This window comes from Streptococcus equinus (assembly GCF_900104225.1).
Taxonomy (GTDB): domain Bacteria; phylum Bacillota; class Bacilli; order Lactobacillales; family Streptococcaceae; genus Streptococcus; species Streptococcus equinus_D.
In genome coordinates this window covers 70114-89766 of the sequence record NZ_FNJK01000002.1, presented here as the reverse complement: position 1 = coordinate 89766, position 19653 = coordinate 70114, and the positions used below count along the sequence as shown (strand labels likewise).

Annotated in this window: 20 protein-coding genes; 1 reads left to right on the top strand and 19 read right to left on the bottom strand. The window is 36.7% G+C overall.

The window, feature by feature from the left end:
• The first annotated feature begins 107 nt into the window (after positions 1–107).
• Positions 108–1043, top strand: a complete 936-nt coding sequence (locus tag BLP98_RS03240) for a dihydroorotate oxidase (RefSeq protein ID WP_074481893.1) — start codon at positions 108–110, stop codon at positions 1041–1043.
• 167 nt (positions 1044–1210) lie between these two features.
• On the opposite strand, the gene BLP98_RS03235 is transcribed toward BLP98_RS03240, so the two are convergent.
• From BLP98_RS03235 to BLP98_RS03145, 19 genes are all read right to left on the bottom strand, one after another.
• A complete protein-coding gene (locus BLP98_RS03235) occupies positions 1211–2695 on the bottom strand; it encodes a peptide MFS transporter (protein WP_081341166.1) in 1485 nt (494 codons plus the stop codon).
• Between the two features lie 327 nt (positions 2696–3022).
• Positions 3023–3220, bottom strand: coding sequence for a hypothetical protein (locus BLP98_RS03230; RefSeq protein ID WP_074481891.1), 198 nt, complete (start codon positions 3218–3220; stop codon positions 3023–3025).
• Positions 3221–3446: 226 nt separating this feature from the next.
• Positions 3447–3722: an HU family DNA-binding protein gene (locus BLP98_RS03225; protein WP_009853724.1), complete on the bottom strand. Its 276-nt coding sequence runs from the start codon at positions 3720–3722 to the stop codon at positions 3447–3449.
• A gap of 94 nt (positions 3723–3816) precedes the next feature.
• The gene (locus BLP98_RS03220; protein WP_074481890.1) at positions 3817–4419 is read right to left on the bottom strand and encodes a YpmS family protein; all 603 of its coding nucleotides are present in this window, start codon (positions 4417–4419) and stop codon (positions 3817–3819) included.
• Positions 4388–5236 carry an SGNH/GDSL hydrolase family protein gene (locus BLP98_RS03215; protein ID WP_074481889.1) on the bottom strand — a complete coding sequence of 283 codons (849 nt, stop codon included), beginning with the start codon at positions 5234–5236 and terminating at the stop codon, positions 4388–4390. The genes BLP98_RS03220 and BLP98_RS03215 overlap by 32 nt, the downstream gene beginning before the upstream one ends.
• Positions 5229–6071, bottom strand: a complete 843-nt coding sequence (locus tag BLP98_RS03210) for a DegV family protein (RefSeq protein WP_074481888.1) — start codon at positions 6069–6071, stop codon at positions 5229–5231. Before BLP98_RS03210 ends, BLP98_RS03215 begins: the two co-directional genes overlap by 8 nt.
• Before the next feature lie 136 nt (positions 6072–6207).
• Positions 6208–7866, bottom strand: coding sequence for a DNA repair protein RecN (recN, locus tag BLP98_RS03205; RefSeq protein ID WP_074481887.1), 1659 nt, complete (start codon positions 7864–7866; stop codon positions 6208–6210).
• A gap of 13 nt (positions 7867–7879) precedes the next feature.
• Positions 7880–8350, bottom strand: coding sequence for an arginine repressor (locus tag BLP98_RS03200; RefSeq protein ID WP_074481886.1), 471 nt, complete (start codon positions 8348–8350; stop codon positions 7880–7882).
• Entirely contained in the window at positions 8337–9161 is an 825-nt protein-coding gene (locus BLP98_RS03195) for a TlyA family RNA methyltransferase (protein ID WP_074481885.1), read from the bottom strand. Before BLP98_RS03195 ends, BLP98_RS03200 begins: the two co-directional genes overlap by 14 nt.
• Entirely contained in the window at positions 9154–10023 is an 870-nt protein-coding gene (locus tag BLP98_RS03190; RefSeq protein ID WP_074481884.1) for a polyprenyl synthetase family protein, read from the bottom strand. The genes BLP98_RS03195 and BLP98_RS03190 overlap by 8 nt, the downstream gene beginning before the upstream one ends.
• Entirely contained in the window at positions 10023–10238 is a 216-nt protein-coding gene (locus BLP98_RS03185; RefSeq protein WP_006531527.1) for an exodeoxyribonuclease VII small subunit, read from the bottom strand. Before BLP98_RS03185 ends, BLP98_RS03190 begins: the two co-directional genes overlap by 1 nt.
• The gene (gene xseA, locus BLP98_RS03180; protein WP_074481883.1) at positions 10228–11556 is read right to left on the bottom strand and encodes an exodeoxyribonuclease VII large subunit; all 1329 of its coding nucleotides are present in this window, start codon (positions 11554–11556) and stop codon (positions 10228–10230) included. Before xseA ends, BLP98_RS03185 begins: the two co-directional genes overlap by 11 nt.
• A 208-nt stretch (positions 11557–11764) precedes the next feature.
• Positions 11765–12337, bottom strand: coding sequence for a L,D-transpeptidase (locus BLP98_RS03175; protein ID WP_074481882.1), 573 nt, complete (start codon positions 12335–12337; stop codon positions 11765–11767).
• A 63-nt stretch (positions 12338–12400) separates the two neighbouring features.
• Positions 12401–14470 (bottom strand): GBS Bsp-like repeat-containing protein, encoded by a 2070-nt coding sequence (locus tag BLP98_RS03170; protein WP_074481881.1) that lies wholly within the window; start codon positions 14468–14470, stop codon positions 12401–12403.
• 313 nt (positions 14471–14783) lie between these two features.
• Complete coding sequence (locus BLP98_RS03165; protein WP_074481880.1) at positions 14784–15617, bottom strand: NAD(P)H-hydrate dehydratase; 834 nt, start codon at positions 15615–15617, stop codon at positions 14784–14786.
• Positions 15614–16468 carry a bifunctional methylenetetrahydrofolate dehydrogenase/methenyltetrahydrofolate cyclohydrolase gene (locus BLP98_RS03160; protein WP_074481879.1) on the bottom strand — a complete coding sequence of 285 codons (855 nt, stop codon included), beginning with the start codon at positions 16466–16468 and terminating at the stop codon, positions 15614–15616. The genes BLP98_RS03165 and BLP98_RS03160 overlap by 4 nt, the downstream gene beginning before the upstream one ends.
• Positions 16469–16635: 167 nt before the next feature.
• A complete protein-coding gene (locus BLP98_RS03155; protein ID WP_074481878.1) occupies positions 16636–16776 on the bottom strand; it encodes a FeoB-associated Cys-rich membrane protein in 141 nt (46 codons plus the stop codon).
• A gap of 5 nt (positions 16777–16781) precedes the next feature.
• On the bottom strand, positions 16782–18920 hold the full coding sequence (gene feoB, locus BLP98_RS03150) for a ferrous iron transport protein B (RefSeq protein WP_074481877.1): 2139 nt from the start codon (positions 18918–18920) through the stop codon (positions 16782–16784).
• A complete protein-coding gene (locus BLP98_RS03145) occupies positions 18917–19393 on the bottom strand; it encodes a FeoA family protein (RefSeq protein ID WP_074481876.1) in 477 nt (158 codons plus the stop codon). The genes feoB and BLP98_RS03145 overlap by 4 nt, the downstream gene beginning before the upstream one ends.
• Positions 19394–19653 lie beyond the last annotated feature (260 nt).

The following is a 19653-nucleotide window of genomic DNA, read 5'->3' as shown; positions in this document are numbered from 1 at the left end:
AAAAAAACGTTCGGAAAATACTTGATTTCACCTTAGCATAATAGTAAAATGTAACTAGCAATATCAGAAAATTCATTATTGCGTGATAATAGATTTTGGAGGACTTTATGGTTTCAACTGCAACTAGAATTGGAACTTTTGATTTTGACAACTGTTTAATGAATGCCGCTGGTGTTTACTGCATGACACGAGAAGAATTAGCCGAAATTGAGGCTTCTGCTGCAGGCTCTTTCGTTACAAAAACTGGAACACTAGCTGCACGTCCAGGTAACCCTGAACCACGCTATGCTGATACAGCGCTTGGGTCAATTAACTCTATGGGACTCCCAAACAATGGCTTCCAATATTATCTTGACTACGTTACAGAACTCCAAAATACACCAAATAGCAAAAATCACTTTTTGTCACTTGTAGGCATGTCTGAGGAAGAAACACACACTATTTTAAAAGCCGTTCAAGATTCTGATTATCAAGGACTTGTTGAACTAAACCTTTCTTGCCCAAATGTCCCAGGTAAACCACAAATTGCCTATGATTTTGAAACAACTGAAAGAATTTTAAAAGATATCTTTACTTACTTTACAAAACCTCTCGGAGTTAAATTACCTCCATACTTTGATATCGCACATTTTGATCGTGCATCAGCTATCTTCAATCAATTTCCACTCACTTTCGTCAACTGTATTAACTCAGTTGGAAATGGTTTGGTGGTCGATGATGAAACGGTTGTGATTAAGCCTAAAAACGGTTTTGGCGGTATCGGTGGGGATTATGTCAAACCAACTGCTCTTGCTAACGTTCACGCTTTTTACAAACGTCTCAATCCTTCTATCCAAATCATCGGAACAGGTGGTGTCAAAACTGGTCGTGACGCCTTTGAACACGTTCTATGTGGAGCAAGTATGGTTCAACTAGGCACAATTCTTCACCAAGAAGGTCCTGCTGCTTTTGCTCGTATTACTGATGAACTAAAAGCCATCATGGAAGAAAAAGGCTATGAAAAACTTGAAGACTTCCGTGGCAAATTAAAATACATTGACTAAAACTCAAAAACGTTTGAGGTTTTTCTCAAACGTTTTTTGACTGACTATCTCCCTCTCACTTTAACAAACAAAAAGAGCGAGGACACTGTCCTCACCCTTTTTAGGATTGCCACCTCCTATAGTTGACATAGAAATTCTTCGTTGATAAAAGAAGAACTCCAAATTTATTAATTGTTACGCATTAAATTCAAAATTGGTTTTTTGATAAGAAGTAATAAAATACCAATACCAAAACATACAAGACCTAAGATACCAAAGAAGGCTACTTCTGTTTCTTTAGTAAAGTAAGGTGTAATCAAAGCATTCACCGCTTGTGAAGTTGAGTCTGCCAAGAACCACAATGCAACCATTTGAGATTGGAAAGCAAGTGGTGCAAGTCTTGTTGAAACTGATAGTCCAACTGGAGAAATCAACAATTCACCTGCCATTTGTACGGCAAACATAATAACTAACCACATGAAGCTTACTCGACCATTTGTTCCATATAGAATACCAGGCAATGCCATGATAAAGTAAGATACACCAGTTAGCAGTAAGCCTAAACCAAATTTTGTAACCGCAGATGGTTGACGTTCTCCCATTTTGTTCCAAATCCAAACAAAAAGAGGTGTCAATACAACGATAAATAATGGATTAAGCAATTGATACCAAGAAGGATCAATGTAGAATTGAATACCAAAGATACTTGGATGCAAGTTTGAACGAGTTTCACCCCAAACCGCAATAACCGTTGAACTTTGTTCTTCTACTAACCAGAAAACGATAGAAGACAAGAACAATGGAAGGTATGCCAACAATTGTTTACGTTCTGTGCTTGATACTTTTTTCGAAGCAAACATCAATACAAAGTAAATAAATGGGATAACAATACCCGCTGTTGAAAGAATATTGATGAAGTTATTAACGAAATTTGCTGGATTTGCACGATAAAGTAGTACTCCAGCAACAAGACAGATTACCAAGACAATACTTAATTTTACAATCAAGCTTCGTTTTTCATCTTTTGACAATGGGTTTGAAGGTTTCATTCCAATTTCTGGGAATTGCTTCATTCGTCCAAACCAATAAACGAACAGAGCAAATACCATACCAATAGCGGCAAGAGAGAAACCTAGGTGATAGTTAATACTTTGTCCAACTGTTCCTACTACGATAGGAGCAAGCAATGAACCGATATTAATACCAATAACGAAAATATTAAATCCAGTATCACGACGTGGGTCATCTGGTTCATACAAATGACCGACCATATTAGAGATATTTGGTTTTAACAACCCTGTCCCCAAAATAATGAAGAAGAGTGAAATAAACAGAGATGTTAAACCAAAAGGAATTGCTAAAACAATGTGCCCAAGGGTAATAAGGATACCACCCACAAGAATCGTTTGTGAAGCACCTAAAACACGGTCCGCAAACCATCCTCCAATAATACCTGAAAGGTATACCAGAGCACCATAGATACTAACAATAGCCATCGCTTGAGGTTTAGGAAGTCCTAACCCTGCATTAGATGAAGTAACAGATGCGTACAAGTAGTAAATTAAAATAGCACGCATACCATAGTACGAGAATCGTTCCCAAAGTTCTGTTTGGAATAAAGTAAACAAAGCTTTAGGCTGTCCAAAAAATGTTTGTTCTTTATTTTTTTCCATACCATCCATTATATAGACTTTTTTCAATTTGGGCAATAGATTTTTTATTTAAAAAATTAAGTCAATTCACAAAAGTCTAGCTATTCTGGGAGATTAAGCGCTTTTTTAAAAATGTTAAAAAATATCAAAAAATACAAAATATCTGACATTATTGACTCTAATATCGTTATTTTTTACTTCAATCAACTATCCATTATAAAAAAAGCAGTCAATAAACTTGAACCGTTTTCTTATTTCTAAACTCATGAAAAAAACGTCCACTGGACACTAACTCGCTCTCTTGTTTCTTGGCTCATGAAAAAAACGTCCACTGGACGTTTTTTTTCATCACCAATTATCCCAAAAGTCACTGTCATCTTCATCAGGATTTGTTTTGTCGTCTTCTGCTTCATCCTCTTGCTTCAGAATTTCTCCGTTTTCATCTACCTTGGGCTTCATAGCAAGTCCTACCATGATTAGCATAGCAGCTTTAAAGAGTGAAAAAGCGCCTAAGAAAATAACAACTAGCAAAAGTGATTTATCCATGATTATAACTCTTTCCTTGTATTCTTATCACCATTAAAATCACTAATGATTTCACGATGTTTCTATGCTTGATTATACCATAAAAGACCTGAATCACACTTACCACGAGTGTAAAACTTACCTAAGTAGAATACTCTTTCTTGTCCCAAAACTTAAAAAAGAGCAAAAAAAAAGAACCTCGTCAGGCTCAACAAATGTTGATATGACAAGGTTCTTTTCTATTTAATTATTTTACAGCGTCTTTAAGTGCTTTACCAGCTTTGAATGCAGGTACTTTTGAAGCTGCAATTTCAATTTCTTCACCAGTTTGTGGGTTACGACCTTTACGAGCTGCGCGTTCGCGAACTTCAAAGTTACCAAAACCGATTAATTGAACTTTTTCGCCTTCAGAAAGGAAGCTTTCGATTGCTGAGAATACTGCATCTACAGCTGCTGCTGAATCTTTTTTAGTAAGCTCAGTTGCTTCTGCAACTTTAGCGATTAAATCTTGTTTGTTAGCCATTTAACAAATCCTCCAATTAATTTCTAAGCGTTAACACTTTAACAAAGTCTATGATACCCAAAAATAGGCTTAAGGTCAAGTATTAAACGTTTAATTAGCTGTTTTTCTTGTAAATATCAAAGTTAAATTGATCTCCAACTAAATCAATTGTTGTCGCTTTCAAAAAGATACCAGCATCATTTTTTATGTTCTGGATATTGATGTTAATGACAGATTCTTTTGGCAAAATTTCAACAAAATCCGGAAGGTCGACACTTGATTTTAAGTATTTTAAAACTTCTGATTCTGGCAATGTAAGTGTTCCAACTGAAAATGATGTAATTTTTAACTGAATTGCTCCAGATTCCAGACGACTAGGTTGGAAATAAATGTAGAGTGGCACTTCATAGCCTAAAAATGTATAAGTTCCTTCAAACATAATCGCTGATGAGGTTGCGTAAACATTATAAGATGAATTTTTCGTTTGATATTCTTTCAAATAAGCTGCAATGGTATCATTCAGTTCTTCACGTGTTGTTGAAATAGTTCCCACTTTAACACTTTTTACTTTTTTAGTGCTAACACTTTGTGCTGCTGGTTCTCTAACTTGAATCAAGCGGCTAGCAATCACTCCCACAAAAGCAATATTAATCGCTAAAATGAGAAGGCAAGCCCACTTCCACCAATTAGTCTTTGTTCCATTCTTTTTTAGTTTCATTGATTTTCTCCATTGTTACATCTGACATAATTTGATAGCCAATATTATTTGGGTGGAAATGATCTCCACTGAATAAAGCATCATTGATAACCGTTGTTTGGTCACCAGATGTCGACACAATTCCTTCTTGACCATCAATTCCTTTATAAAGTTGATCATTGATTGGAACGAAGTAAACATTATCATATTCTTCTGTTACAGTCTCAGTAGCATCATTCCAATTGTTGATAATATCTTGCATTTCCGTCATGTCAGGGAAATTCAAGTAAAAAGGATTATAAATTCCTAAAATATAGATTGGCAAGTCTTCATTTTCCGCGCGAGCAAGCTCGATGATTTGGCGTAAACGATCTTGATATGATTTTGCTGGCTTCTTAAAAGTTGAAACGGATAATTCAGTCAAATGTTTACGAATCACCGCCATAACATCATTACCACCAACAGTCAAGGTCATCATATCCGCTTTTTCTAGGGATTTTTGGATTTCCTGCTTGTCTTTCATTCGCGTCAAAATCTGTTGACTGGTGTTTCCAGAAACCCCATAATTGTTATATGAAACTTGATAGTTATAAGTTTCTGTTAAACTTTGGGATAAAATTGGAACAAATCCACCTTGATTAGTAGTATCCCCGACTCCTTCTGTCAAAGAGTCCCCAATAGCCACATAACGAAATTGTTTGGCTTCTTGAGCCAAGAAATCTTTTTTCGTCAACTCCGAATCTGACTTTGGAATTAAAACATTAAAAATGACAATAAACAGAAGAAGGCTTGCCAAAAAGAAAGCAAACCCAGTTAAAAAATTCTTTTTTTTATTCATAGCGTACCATAACCGCAAAAGCGTCTTCTCCAGTGTGCGTTTGAATGATTGAACCAGTTTCTAAAACAGCAATTGGTGCACCCAAAACTTGCAATTTTTCTTTGAAACCATTAGCCATATCTGCTGTTCCGCAGTATGAAATACCGATTTCAGCTACCTTTTTACCAGTGCTAGAAGCATGCTCAATAAAGCTATCTAGCCATTTGTTAAATGTTTTAACACCACGGCCTTTGATAACTGTGTTTAATTCGCAATCAACCATTTCCATAACAACTCGAATGTTAAGAAGTGAACTAAGAAGACCTGTTACACGTCCAATACGTCCACCTTTTACCAAATTTTCAAGCGTTGACACACCAATAAAAAGTTCTGATTTTTGACGAACTTCTTCAACTTTAGCAATAACTTCTTCTAAGCTACCACCTTCTTGGGCTAATTTGGCAGCTTGAACAACTTGGAATTTTTGACATTGGTCAGTAAATGTTGAATCAATAACAGTGACATCTGCTCCAGCTAGATTAGCCCCTTGACGAGCTGCTTCAACTGTACCTGAAAGAGTATGCGTAATGTGAATAGAAACGATGTGTTCAGCACCATTCTTCATCAAATTTTCATAAACTTCTGCAAAGACACCAACTGGCGGTTGACTTGTTTTAGGCAATTCCTTGCTATTGCGCATCATATTAAGGAATTTACCTTCTTCTTTCATGTCATTATCTGAATAGACAACACCGTCAATCATAACTGACAATGGCACAACTGTAATATCATATTTTTCAACTAATTCTGGTTCAATCGTTAAAGATGAATCTGTAACAATTTTAATTTTACTCATTTTTTATCCTATATACTTTCAAAATTTTATATCAAAATTTATCCTAACAACCATTATACCAAATTTTTAACAGTTGGGGGATATTTTATAAAATGGCTATCTTATCGACAAAAAAAGAAACCTTGAGGCTTCTTTTTTATTTCTTCAATAGCTCACGCGCTTGTTCGCGGGCCATTTCAGTAATATCACTACCAGCAAGCATTTTAGCAATTTCTTCCACACGTTCTTCTTCAGTCAATAAACGTACTGTTGAAACGGTCGTATTTTCATCACTACGTTTTTCGATAAAGAATTGATAATCAGCAATAGCAATCACCTGTGGTAAGTGTGAAATCGCCAAAACTTGACCATGACTACCGATTTTATAGATTTTCTGAGCAATAGCTTGCGCTACACGTCCAGATACTCCAGTATCAACCTCATCAAAGACAATACTTGTCTTATCTTCCTTACGTGAAAAGGCTGATTTAATCGCCAGCATCAAACGAGAAATTTCACCACCAGAAGCCACTTTAACCAAAGGTTTGAAACCTTCACCTGGATTGGTTGAAATGTAAAATTCAACAGCTTCATTACCATCACGATTAAACTTACCTTTAGTAAATTGAACTTGAAAATCAGCTTTTTCCATGTACAAATCCGCTAATTCTTGTTTAATTTCGGCTTCCAAATTTTTCGCAAGTTCATGACGTTCCTTGCTTAGATTTTCAGCAGCAACAATCAATTCTTTTTCCAGACGTTTGAGCTCTTTTTCCATAGCATCAGATGACTCATCGTTACCAGTCAAAAGATTATATTCTTTGGTGATATTTTCGTAATAATCTAAAACATCATCAACACTGCCACCATATTTACGAGTAATACTGTAAATCACTTCTAGGCGTGCTTCAATCTGTTGCAAACTTCCAGCATCAAAATCAAGGTCATCAATGACATCACCAAGATGTTTTGTAACTTCTTCTAGAATGTAATAGGCTTCAGAAACGTTAGCAGACATCTCTTTAAAATCGGCATCATATTCTTCCAAAGTCATCAAATCGTTCATGGCTGAGCGAATGTTTGATAAACTTGAAAACTCTTCATCATCAAGCATGACATAAGCATTTGTTAAAGTATCTGCGATATGCTTGTGGTTAAGCAATTTATCACGTTTTTGATTTAAGGCTTGATCTTCACCTGATTTTAGGGCAGCCGCTTCAATTTCTGCAATTTGAAATTCCAGCATTTCAATACGCGCTTTGTGCTCTTGTTCATTTTTTTGTTTTGTTAAAACACGTTTACGTAAGCTACGGTAACTTTCAAAAAGTTCTTGATAATGCTTTTTAACCGCAGCAAAATGACCGTCTCCAAACTCATCAAGCATGCGAATATGCATATTGGGCTTCATTAGTTCCTCTTGGTCATGTTGGCCATGGATATCAACCAAATATTGCCCGACAGCTCGAAGAGTTGTCAAATTAACCATCTGACCATTAATGCGACCAATCGAACGCCCATTTTGCAAAATTTCACGGCGAATAATAAGTTCTTCTGTCACCTCAATGCCGTTTTCTTCCAAAATTTGCGTTAATGCAGGATTTTCACCAACCGAAAAAAGACCTTCAATTTCAGCTTTATTAGCCCCGTGTCGAATGACATCAAGACTCGCACGTGCCCCAAGCATGAGGTTCATGGCATCAATAATAATAGACTTCCCTGCACCAGTTTCACCTGTCAAAACTGTCATGCCATTTTCAAAAGTTAAGGAAATCTCCTCAATAATGGCAAAATTTTTAATGGAAATTTCTAAAAGCATAGAACGACCTTTCTTATTTGTGGTCTGTCATCCATTTACGAACTTCTTGGCGAATGGCTGCAGCACCCTCAGCTGTTTTTGTAACCACTAACAAACTATCATCATCAGCAATCACACTAAAAAGACTATCCTTGAAGTCTTCCAACAAGAAACGTTTAATCAAACGGCTATTTCCTGGAATAACATCAAGGTTAATCATATTTTCAAGACCTGCTGTTTCCTCTGAAACGGCAAGAACAGTGCTTTTAATTGGGACAGATACTTGCCCAACTTTTTTTGTTTTATCTTTTGAGAGGCCATAAATATAAGGACCATCAACCGATGGTACTTTGATGATACCAATTTCATTCATATCACGTGAAATGGTAGCTTGAGTCAAAGTCAACCCTTCAGCTTCAAGTAATTTTAGTAAATCATGCTGTGTTTCAACAGCATTTTCAGCAACAATCTTTTTAATTAATTCTAAACGTTCACTCTTTTTCATCTTTAAATTCCTTATGCGCTTTTTCTACAATTTCTGGAATCACAGTTGCTACCAAATTTTGAGCGTCAGCAGATTTTTCTAGATGAGCTAAAAATTCGATATTTCCGTGGCCACCTTGGATAGGTGAAAAATCAAGCCCCTTAACTGTAAATCCGTAATCGACAGCAAAACTTGTCACTGTTTCCAAAACTTTTTGGTGAACAGCTTTGTCACGAATAATACCATTTTTACCAATTTGATCACGCCCAGCTTCAAATTGTGGTTTGATAAGGGCCACGACCTGGCCTTTGTCAGCCAAAATATTGTGAAGTGCTGGCAAAATCAAATTTAATGAAATAAAGCTAACATCGATACTAGCAAAAGTTGGTTGACCTTCTGTAAAATCAGCCAATTCAGCATAGCGGAAATTGTATTGTTCCATACTACGAACGCGTTCATCTTGACGAAGTTTCCATACCAATTGGTTAGTACCAACATCAACCGCATAAACTAATTTCGCACCATTTTGCAACATCACATCGGTAAAACCACCTGTTGAAGCTCCGATATCAATTGTTGTTTGGTCGTCAACAGAAATACCAAAAACTTGCAAAGCTTTCTCTAATTTCAGCCCACCTCGGCTAACATATTTGAGCTTTTCGCCTTTTAATTTCAATTCTGTTGCATCATCAATTTTTTCACCTGGTTTATCATAACGTTCGCCGTTAATAACATTAACAACCAAACCAGCCATTACTCCACGTTTTGCCTGTTCACGTGTTTCGAAAAGCCCTTGTTTATAGGCTAGTACATCAACTCTTTCCTTAGGCATTTAGTTGTAACCTTTCTATCATTTCTGTGATTTTTTCTGCATGTAATCCATGAGTTTTTGAGAGGTTTTTGAAAATCGCTAGCGCTTGATCAAGGGATTGTTCCAAAATATCATAAGATTTTTCCAAACCAAGCAAACTTGGGTAAGTAGCCTTATCAGCTAGCAAATCTTTCTTTGGGGTTTTTCCAATTTCTTCAAAGCTTGCTGTCACATCTAAAATATCATCACGAACTTGGAAAGCTAGCCCAATCAAGCTACCAGCTTCACGTAAATCAGCAAGTTCTTTAGCTGCAAGACCAGCAACAATTCCAGCTGCCACAACAGGGAAAGTCAACAATTTTCCTGTTTTATTAGCATGAATCAATTGTAATTCTGAAAGGCTAAGCTTACGCTCTTCACCTTTCATATCAAGCATTTGACCACCAACCATGCCATAAGTACCTGAAGCATGCGACAATTCTGCAATCAATCGAACTTTAACATCAGCTGGTAGCGCAGCATTTGCCACCAAATCAAATGGGTCTAAAAAGAGACTATCTCCTGCTAAAATCGCTGTCGCTTCATCAAATTTTTTGTGATTTGTTAAACGTCCACGACGATAATCATCATCATCCATAGCTGGTAAGTCATCATGAATCAAACTACCTGTGTGAATCATTTCAAGAGCAGCGGCCACATCATAATGAGCATCTGTCAACGACACCCCAAATCCTTCTAGTAATTCTAGAAAAATCAATGGACGGATACGTTTTCCACCAGCATCAACAGAATATAAAATTGATTCAATCAAATCTGGCGAAACCAGCTCTTTTTGTTCATAATAACGGTGAATGGCTTGACTAATTTTACTTATTTTATCCATTAGGCATCCATTTCTGTTTCTGTCCCATCAGCTTGCATCACTTTAACAAGTGTTTTTTCAGCCGAATCTAGTGTTTTTTGCAATTCTTTTGAGAGAAGCATTCCTTTTTGGAATTCTGCAATAGCATCTTCCAAAGCAACGTCACCATTTTCAAGTTTTGTCACAATCGCTTCTAAATCTTGTAAATTTTCTTCAAATGTTTTTTTACTTGGCATCTTTTACCTCCACTTCAAGTCGACCGTCTTTTAATTGAACGCTCAATTGGTCGCCTTGCTTAACGTCCCTTACGCTTGAAATTACTTTTCCATCTTTTTGCACCATAGCATAACCTCTAGCGATAATTCGGCTAGTATCCAAAGATAACAGAGCATCCTGCGCCTTTTCAAACCGAGCTAATTTGCTATCATATTGGCTAGTCATATTTGATAACAAGAGACGTTTTAAGCTCTGCAATTTATCCCGATAATGTTTAATCTGACTGTCAAAATCCATAGCAATCAAACGCTGATGCAACAACTCTTGACGCTGTTTAACCTGATTAAATTGATTTTGCATGGTATTTGTCAAAGACATGGTCAAACGATCTAACTTTTGAACATAACCGTCATACAAGCGTTCAGGTTGTCTAAAAATGACCGAATTAGCTAATTTATCAAGTCGTTCTTGATTTTGTTTGATGCGACGAAGACTAGCTTGATACATACGATTATCGCGTTCAGTAATCCACGAAATAATATCAGCTTTAGTCACCGGAGTAGCAAGCTCAGCTGCTGCTGTTGGTGTTGCTGCCCTACGGTCAGCCACGTAATCTGCCAAAGTCGTATCCGTCTCATGACCAACACTAGAAATAACTGGCAAGCGAGATTCAAAAATCGCTTGTACAACAATTTCTTCGTTAAAAGCCCATAAGTCTTCGATAGAACCACCACCACGACCAATAATCAAAAGGTCCAAGTCATCACGGTCATTTGCCTTTGCAATATTAGCAGCAACTTCTTGGCTAGCCCCTTCACCTTGAACTTTGGTTGGAAAAAGAAGAATTTCAACTCCTGGAAAACGACGAGATACCGTTGTAATAATATCTCGAATAACCGCTCCACTCGGACTAGTTACCACACCGATCTTTTTGACAAATTGAGGCAAGGGTTGCTTATGACGATCATCAAAATAACCCGCTTCTGCCAATTTCTTCTTCAATTGTTCAAATTGAATGGCTAAAGCACCAATACCGTCTGGCTCTGCTTTTTCAATAATAATAGAATATGATCCACTTGGCTCATAAAGTTGGACACGTCCCACAACATTGATTTTCATACCTTCTTCAAGCTCAAAACCAAGTTTTTTAAAAGTCCCTGCCCACATAGTCGCCTGAATAACCGCATTTTCATCTTTCAATGAAAAATATTGGTGTGTCGGACGACGTCGGAAATTGGAAACCTGCCCTGTCAAATAAACGCGTTCCAAATAAGGATCACGATCAAACTTTAATTTAAGGTATTTTGTCAAAGTCGAAACACTTAAATAATCTGACATAACAGGCTCCTTTCCTTATTTTTTCTGGCTTTATACAATTTTTGCATATCACTATTATTATATCAAATATCTTAAAAAAAAACTGTCCAGTGGACAGTTTTTTCATGAGCCTAAAAATCAGAAAGCGAGTCATGTCCAGTGGACAGTTTTTTCACGAGCCTAAAAATTAAAAAGCGAGTTATGTCTAATAGACATTTTTTCATTTTGATTAGTGGATACTAACAATGGTACCTTCGGGCATCTTCTCAAAAAGCCACTTGGCATCTTCTTTTGATAGTCTGACATTACCATCTGAACAAGCTGTTCCAAGACTTTTAGCTTCTCCTTTCAAAACCTTGCCTTTCCAATCTGTTGGAACACTTTGAAACTGATAAGCTCCATGATCCTTAAACGATACCCAGTAACATCGTCCACGATTTAAGCTGTCATCATAAGTAAATTCCTCACGTTCAGCTTCGATAGCAAATTTTCCAGTTGGTGTTGGCGTCTCTTTAGCACCTGTAGATACCTTAGTTTTAAAAATGACTTTATTACCAGAATAAACAATCATTTTTTGTTGTGATATAGAGACCAAAATACTCAACTGGTCGTATTTTGACAAATCTGGATAAACCTTATCAACCTTAGGTTTCTTAATAGCTTTCCCCAAAGTACTCTCATCAATTCTCACCTCAGCTGATTGATGAGTCACTAACAGTTGTCGACAAAGACCATAAGCAACCACTAAATTAGCAAGAGTCAAAAGTAAAACCAAAACTCTTTTTGACAACTTCTTTCGCATTTTCCCTTTTCCCTAACATTTACTCCACCACATTTTACATTTTGGTGGAAGTAACCTCTCCTTTTAATCAATTAAAACATAACGTCTTGCGCCACTATAACTAACATAGGAAATCCATTGATGACCATCAGCGTATAGAGCCTTATCATAATGAACTTGATAACCAGCATCCAATTTAAATTCAGTCGGTGCTGACACACGCGGTTGACTCTTAACTTCTTTTGAACTAGTTAAGACATAAGTACCACTTTGTGGCATAGCTGGCGTTTGAGGTGTTTGAAGAGTTGCCTTTGTTCCTCCTACACCTTTTAAAGAACCATCAGCCTGTTCATAGTAGAGGTGAATATTATATTCACCATAATTATTTTTATGGTCGCTGACATTAACCCTTGTTTTATAACTACCATCAGCTTGTTTTGCTGCTGTATACCAAATAATGTCATCTTGACCACCCTGCGTTGACCAAACAGGTACTTTAACAGATTCCAGCTGACCTGGATTTGACACATTAGTTACCAAAACATCAAATCCTGCAGCAGATTGATTCACAATTTGTAAATCACCTGATAAAGTTCCTTCGGGAACAGTCGTTTTTGTTCCCAAAACTGCTTGTAAATGACCATCTGATTCTACATAATAGAGATGAATGTTGTAATCTCCGCGTTCATAATTGTGATCTGACAATTTCACATTGACTTTATAAGTACCGTCGTTTTGTTTGATGCCATCATACCAGATGATATCATCTTGATCATTTTTGACAGTCCAGATCGGTACTTTGACTGCTGAGACACCCTTGGCATCTGAAATATTCGAAATAATCACATCAAAATCACCTGTTGAGTAATTTTTCACTGCAACATCACCTGTTGGTTTTTGATTTTTCAAAGTTGCAATTGGAATATAACGACGCACGCCACCATAACTAACATAGGAAATCCATTGGTGATTATCAGCCTCTAAAACTTGATCATACAAATCTAACTTAGAACCTTTTTCAAACGTAAACTCAGTTGGCGCTGACATTTTTGGTTCATTTTTAACTTCTACTCTTTCTTGAAAAATATAGGAACCTTGGGAAGGTATGTTTTGTACACCAGTTGTTTTTTCTGGTACCGTCACCTGTTTTCCTTCTACACCTTGCATATGCCCATCAGTTTCTTGATAATACAAATGAACAATATAAGTTCCTGTTTCACCTTTATGATCACTTGTATTAACGAAAACTTTGTAATCACCATTGCTCTGACGAATTGCATCATACCAGATGATATCATCCTGGTCGTTTTTCTCAGTCCAGATTGGAACTTTGACTGCTGCAATGCCTTTAGAATCAGAAACATTTGTCACAAGGACTTCAAATCCTTGGCTTGTCACATTTTGAAAATTAATTGAACCAGATAATTTTTGAACAACTTCTGGCGTTAATTTAGCAATAGCCGCATAACGACGTTGACCTGAATAAGAATTGTAAGAAATCCATTGATAACCATCTTGTGTTAAAACTTGGTCATAAAAGACACGATCACCAGCATTAGCATAAAAAGCAACTGGCGCAGAAGCTTTGGCTTCGTTTTTAACCTCTGTCTTTTGCGTATAAGTATAGTAACCTTGACTTGGTAAATTCTTTTGAGTTTTAACTGTTACTTTTGATTCTTTAACAAATGATTTTTGATTTTCCTGAGTTTCTTTTGCTAAAGCAGTCGCATCAATCGTAACAGTTTCCGTCGGTTCTGTTGACTCTGGAGTAGCCTCATTTGTAGCAGCGCTTTCCTCATTTTGTTTTTCTTCGGAAGCTTTCTGATCAGTCACTTGTTCATCATTAGCTGCTACTTGATTTTGAGTATCACCTAAACTGCTCTCTTTAGTATCATTTTCCTGACTTAGCTTTGAAGTATCTTCTCCTATTTTTTCTTCTTGGCTATCACTTGTCACAACTTGATGTTCATCGGATGCATTATCTGAATTTGCCACCTGTACCTGTGAAATAGCGTCCGCTTGTACAGAATCATCAGCAGCTACGCCTTGTCCTCCCATAAACAAAACACTGGCAATCAAAACAGATGCCACACCGACACTGTATTTACGAATTGAAAAACGTTGCTTCGTTTGATTAAATAAACCTTTTTTCATAATATCTTTCCCCTTTGATTTAAAAATATTTCCCAAAAACTTGCTTATAACCGATAATTGTTACAAATAAATTACATCAATATTTCTAAAGGAAACTTTTGATTCACTTTTGAAAGCCACCAGTTTTTAGCGTTTTATCAATCATTTCGTAACTATTATCATCCTAGAATCGGCCAATTCTGCTCATATTATAGAGTAGTTTTTTACATAAGTCAACGTAAAACTGTAATATTTGTAATATTTTTGAAATATTTTATTTTTTAGACTTTCACATACAAAAAACGCATTGCTTTTAAACAATGCGTTTTAACAATTATTCTGATAATTGTTTCATGACTTTTGGTAATTCTGCGCTAATGGTTGTTGGCAAAACAACATAAGCCTCGTGGCTAAGTTTATCTGCAATCGCTGAGTGCAAATAAGTAGCAACTGCTACCGTATCAAAAAGATTTTCCTTGAACTGAGCTACAAAACCGGCAATCATACCACAAAGCGTATCTCCCATACCACCTGTCGCTTGGTAAGGGCCACCAACTGTAAGCTCCGCCAATGCTTGACCTTGAAAAATTTTCGTGTGATGACTTTTAGCAACCAAGATTGTTTCTTCTGGAAATGCCTCAAGAACTTTGCGAGTATTACCTACCGTTTGTTCTGAAATAACTAGGCCCGATAATCTCTCCCATTCTTTCTGGTGTGGTGTTAGAACTAAGTGCTTAGTATTAAACGAAACAGGCATCATCTTAGCAAGCAAATTTAAAGCAGAGCCGTCAATAATCAAAATCTGATGTTCTGAGATTGTCTCAAGTACCTTCTCAAACACTCTGCTAGCTTTGCTATTTTCGCTTAAACCAGGACCAACCAAAACCACATCTGCTTTAGTTAGATTTTCCTCAAAAAGCTCTTTATCTTCACAATCAAAAGCCATAGTCTCTGGAAGATGAGCATGCAAAGCTGTGATATTATCACGCTCTGTAGCTACTGTGACAAGACCAGCTCCACTCTTGACACAGGCTAAAGCTGACATAATAATGGCGCCACCATAAGGGTAAAAGCCACCAATCAAAAGCACGCGTCCATAGGTTCCCTTATGGGAATTTGCTTGACGTTTGGTAACAACCTGACGTGCTAACTGCTCATCAATAATCATGCTTTCACACTTCTAAGAGCTGATTGATAAGTTTGCTCCATAAGCATTGTAATTGTCATTGGCCCAACACCTCCAGGAACCGGAGTAATAAGACTAGCTAGTGGTTCTACTTCATCAAACTTAACATCACCAATTAGCTTGCCATTTTCATCGCGGTTCATGCCGACATCGATAACAACAGCACCTTCTTTGACAAATTCCTTAGTCACAAAATGTCCTTGTCCAATAGCCACAATCAAAACATCCGCTTGTTTTGTTACACGCGCTAAATCACGTGTTCGTGAGTGTGCCAAAGTCACTGTTGCATTTTTATCAAGCAAAAGCTGAGCCATTGGTTTTCCAACGATATTTGAGCGACCAATAATAACCGCAGTCTTACCTTCCAAATCAACATCGTAAGCACGCAACAGCTCCATAATACCAGCTGGCGTACATGGCACCATCTCAGGACGACCATTCCAAAGGTGACCCGTATTGATTGGGTGGAAACCATCCACATCTTTTTTAGGATCGATTGCCAAAATCACACGTTTATCATTGATATGAGCAGGAAGTGGCAGTTGCACCAAAATACCATGGAAACGATCGTCATTGTTGTACTGTTCAATAACTTGAATCAATTCTTCTTCACTTGTTGATTCAGATAAACGAACCGTTTCACTCAAAAATCCTGCTTTCTTAGCTGAACGTTCTTTATTTCTTACATAAACCTGACTAGCTGGATCATCACCAACCAAGATAACCACCAAACCAGGCACAATACCAGCTTCAGCTTTTAGTTTTTCAACCTTCTCAACTAATTCATTTTGCATTTTTACAGCCAAAGCTTTTCCATCTATAAGTGTTGCCATGAGATTCTCCTGAAAGTATATTTCTTTTATTATACCAGAAAACGAATTCATAATAAAATATTTTTTGAAAAATTATCAGAATATTCTATAAAAATACACATTAGACTTCAGATCGATCCAAAAATAACCAAAAAATACCTGCTCATTGAGCAAGTATTTTAAGTATTTTATTTTGCACTTTTATGTTGGCTATCTTTTACAGGACAAGAACAATTGCAATCACCACAAGAGCCTTTTCCCTTGATGAAACTACGTAAGCCCATAAAGACAGCAAATGCAATTAATAATGCAATAATAATAGTCGCCATAAAATTTATTCCCCAACTTTTTCTAGATTATCTAGTGTAATCACTTCTTCTTCAACTTGTGCTGGTTTTCTAACGATAAAGTAAACAATGGCAATCACTAAAGCTACTGCTACAACAGTCCAGAAATTAATTCCCTTGCCATAGAAAACAACATTTCCAAGTTGATAAATAATCAAACTAACAACATAAGCAAGACCTGTTTGGAAACCGATAGCACCAAGTGTCCATTTAGCAGTTCCCATTTCACGTTTGATCGCTCCCATCGCAGCAAAACATGGTGCACATAGAAGGTTGAAAAGCAAGAATGAGAAACCAGCAAGTGGTGTATAATCCAATTGCAAAGCATGGTATAAACCATGAGTTGTACTATCGTTATATAAAATACCAAATGTACCAACAACAGCTTCTTTAGCTGCAAGACCAGTCGCTGCAGCAACTGTTGCTTTCCAGTTACCAAAACCAAGTGGTTCAAAGAGCCAAGAAATCAATTTACCAAGTGAAGCCAAAATAGAGTGATCTGTATCAACTGCTTGGAATGTGAAATTATATGTTGACATGAACCAAATAATAACAGTCAAACTAAAGATAACTGTACCTGCACGTTTAACAAAGCTTAAAGCTTTACCAAAGGCATAACGAAGAACACTTACGATTTTTGGCATGTGATAAGCTGGTAATTCCATGATAAATGGACTAACATAGCTACCAAGTAATTTCGTTTTCTTAAGTGCAATACCTGAAAGAATAATTGTAATAACACCAATAAAGTAAGTAGATGGTGCAACGATTGGATTATTTGGGAAGAAAGCACCAGCAATTAAAGCAATAATCGCTAATTTGGCAGAACATGGCATGAAGGTTGCTGTCATGATAGTGATGCGACGATCACGTTCATTTTCAATGGTACGACTTGCCATAACTGCAGGTACACCACAACCTGTAGCAATTAACATTGGAATAAATGATTTCCCTGACAAACCAAAACGTCTAAAGACACGGTCCATAACAAAAGCAATACGACTCATGTATCCAATATCTTCCAAAATTCCTAGACAGATAAAGAGAACAAAGATCTGCGGCAAGAAACCAAGAACTGTTCCGACACCAGCTACAATACCATCGATAATGAGCGATTCAAGCCAGCCTGAAACATGAAGAGCATCAAGACCTGATTGAACCCAGTCAGGAACTAATTCACCAAAGAGGACATCATTAACCCAGTCAGTCCCCATTGTACCAACCGTTTGAATTGAAAGATAGTAAACCAAGAACATTACCGCAGCAAAAATTGGTAACGCCAAGATACGGTTTGTAACGATTCGGTCAATTTTATCAGAAACCGTCATCTTGAAATTGCTATCTTGATTTTGAGCCATTTTAGCAACACGTTCGATAAATTCGTAACGTTCATTAATAACGATTGATTCAGAATCCTCTGTAAAGAGTTCTTCAGTAATCTTAATTATCTGATTAATTTCACCTTTTTGGAAATCAGACAAGTTAAGTTCTTCCTGAACCAAATTATCACGTTCAAAAAGTTTAATGGCATAAAAACGTGCTGAGCGTTCTGGAACGACATCTCCAAGAATATCAATAATTTGTTTGATAGCAGCTTCAAACTGATCGCTGTACGTTGGGTATTGAATAAGATCAGTACTAGCTTTTGTCGTGTTTGCAGCTTTTTTGATGGCTTTATCAACACCAGTATTTTTAATCGCACTTGTTGAAATTACTGGCACTCCCAATTGGTAAGACAATTTATCAATATTAATTGTTTTACCTTGAGCTTTAAGCGCATCACTCATATTAAGAGCAACAGTCACTGGGATACCTGTTTCAATCAATTGAGTAGTCAAGTAAAGATTACGTTCCAAGTTTGTTGCATCAACAACATTGAGGATACTATCAGCATCATTACTCAATAAATAATCACGCGCAACTTTTTCTTCAGGCGTGTAGGGTGACATTGAATAAATCCCTGGTAAATCTTGAACTTTCCAGTCAGCATGTTTTTTGACTGTTCCGCTTTTACGTTCAACCGTAACACCAGGCCAGTTACCAACACGTTGACTTGTTCCTGTCAATAAGTTAAAAAGACTTGTTTTACCACTATTCGGATTCCCGATTAAGGCTATCTCTGTCATTTTTCCTCCTCACTATCTACTTTAACGACACTAATCATTTGCGCTTCAGTCTTACGAAGTGTCAATTCGTAACCGCGTAAGCTAATTTCAATTGGATCTCCTAAAGGAGCAACTTTACGTAAGTAAACCTTTGTATGACGAGTCAAGCCCATGTCCATAAGACGACGTTTAGCTTCGTTCATTGCATAAATACCGTCAACGTAAGCATACTCACCAACTTTTAGTTCTGAAAGAGGAAGAGATAAAAGAGCACCTTCTTCTTCTGTGACGTCAATTTGACTTAAAATCGATTGATCAAAAGCCAAACGGCTTGATTTAAGCATAACAATCGCACTAGTTGGCGTTTTAGAAATCACTTTAAGTGAGGCACCAACTTTTAGCCCCAAATCTGACAAGTGCCTAACACTCTCATCAGGTAAATCAATACTGACAATAGTATAAGGAATACCAACTTTAGCATTCTGCAAAATCAAATTTCTTGACCTCCCCAATTTTTTTTGATAAAATATTTGACCTTCCGTCCGATTCATTATATCATAAACATGAAGAAAAAAAACCATAAAAATTAATTTTTTTCTTTATTTATTCACTAATTAGAATGATTCTAAACAAACAGTAATTTTTTTAGAATCGTTATAATATAGACGTTTTCACAACACTTTCAGCTACTTACATACTCTTAGAAATAACTAAATTATAATAATTAAGTGTACTTAATGTATAAAATACACTA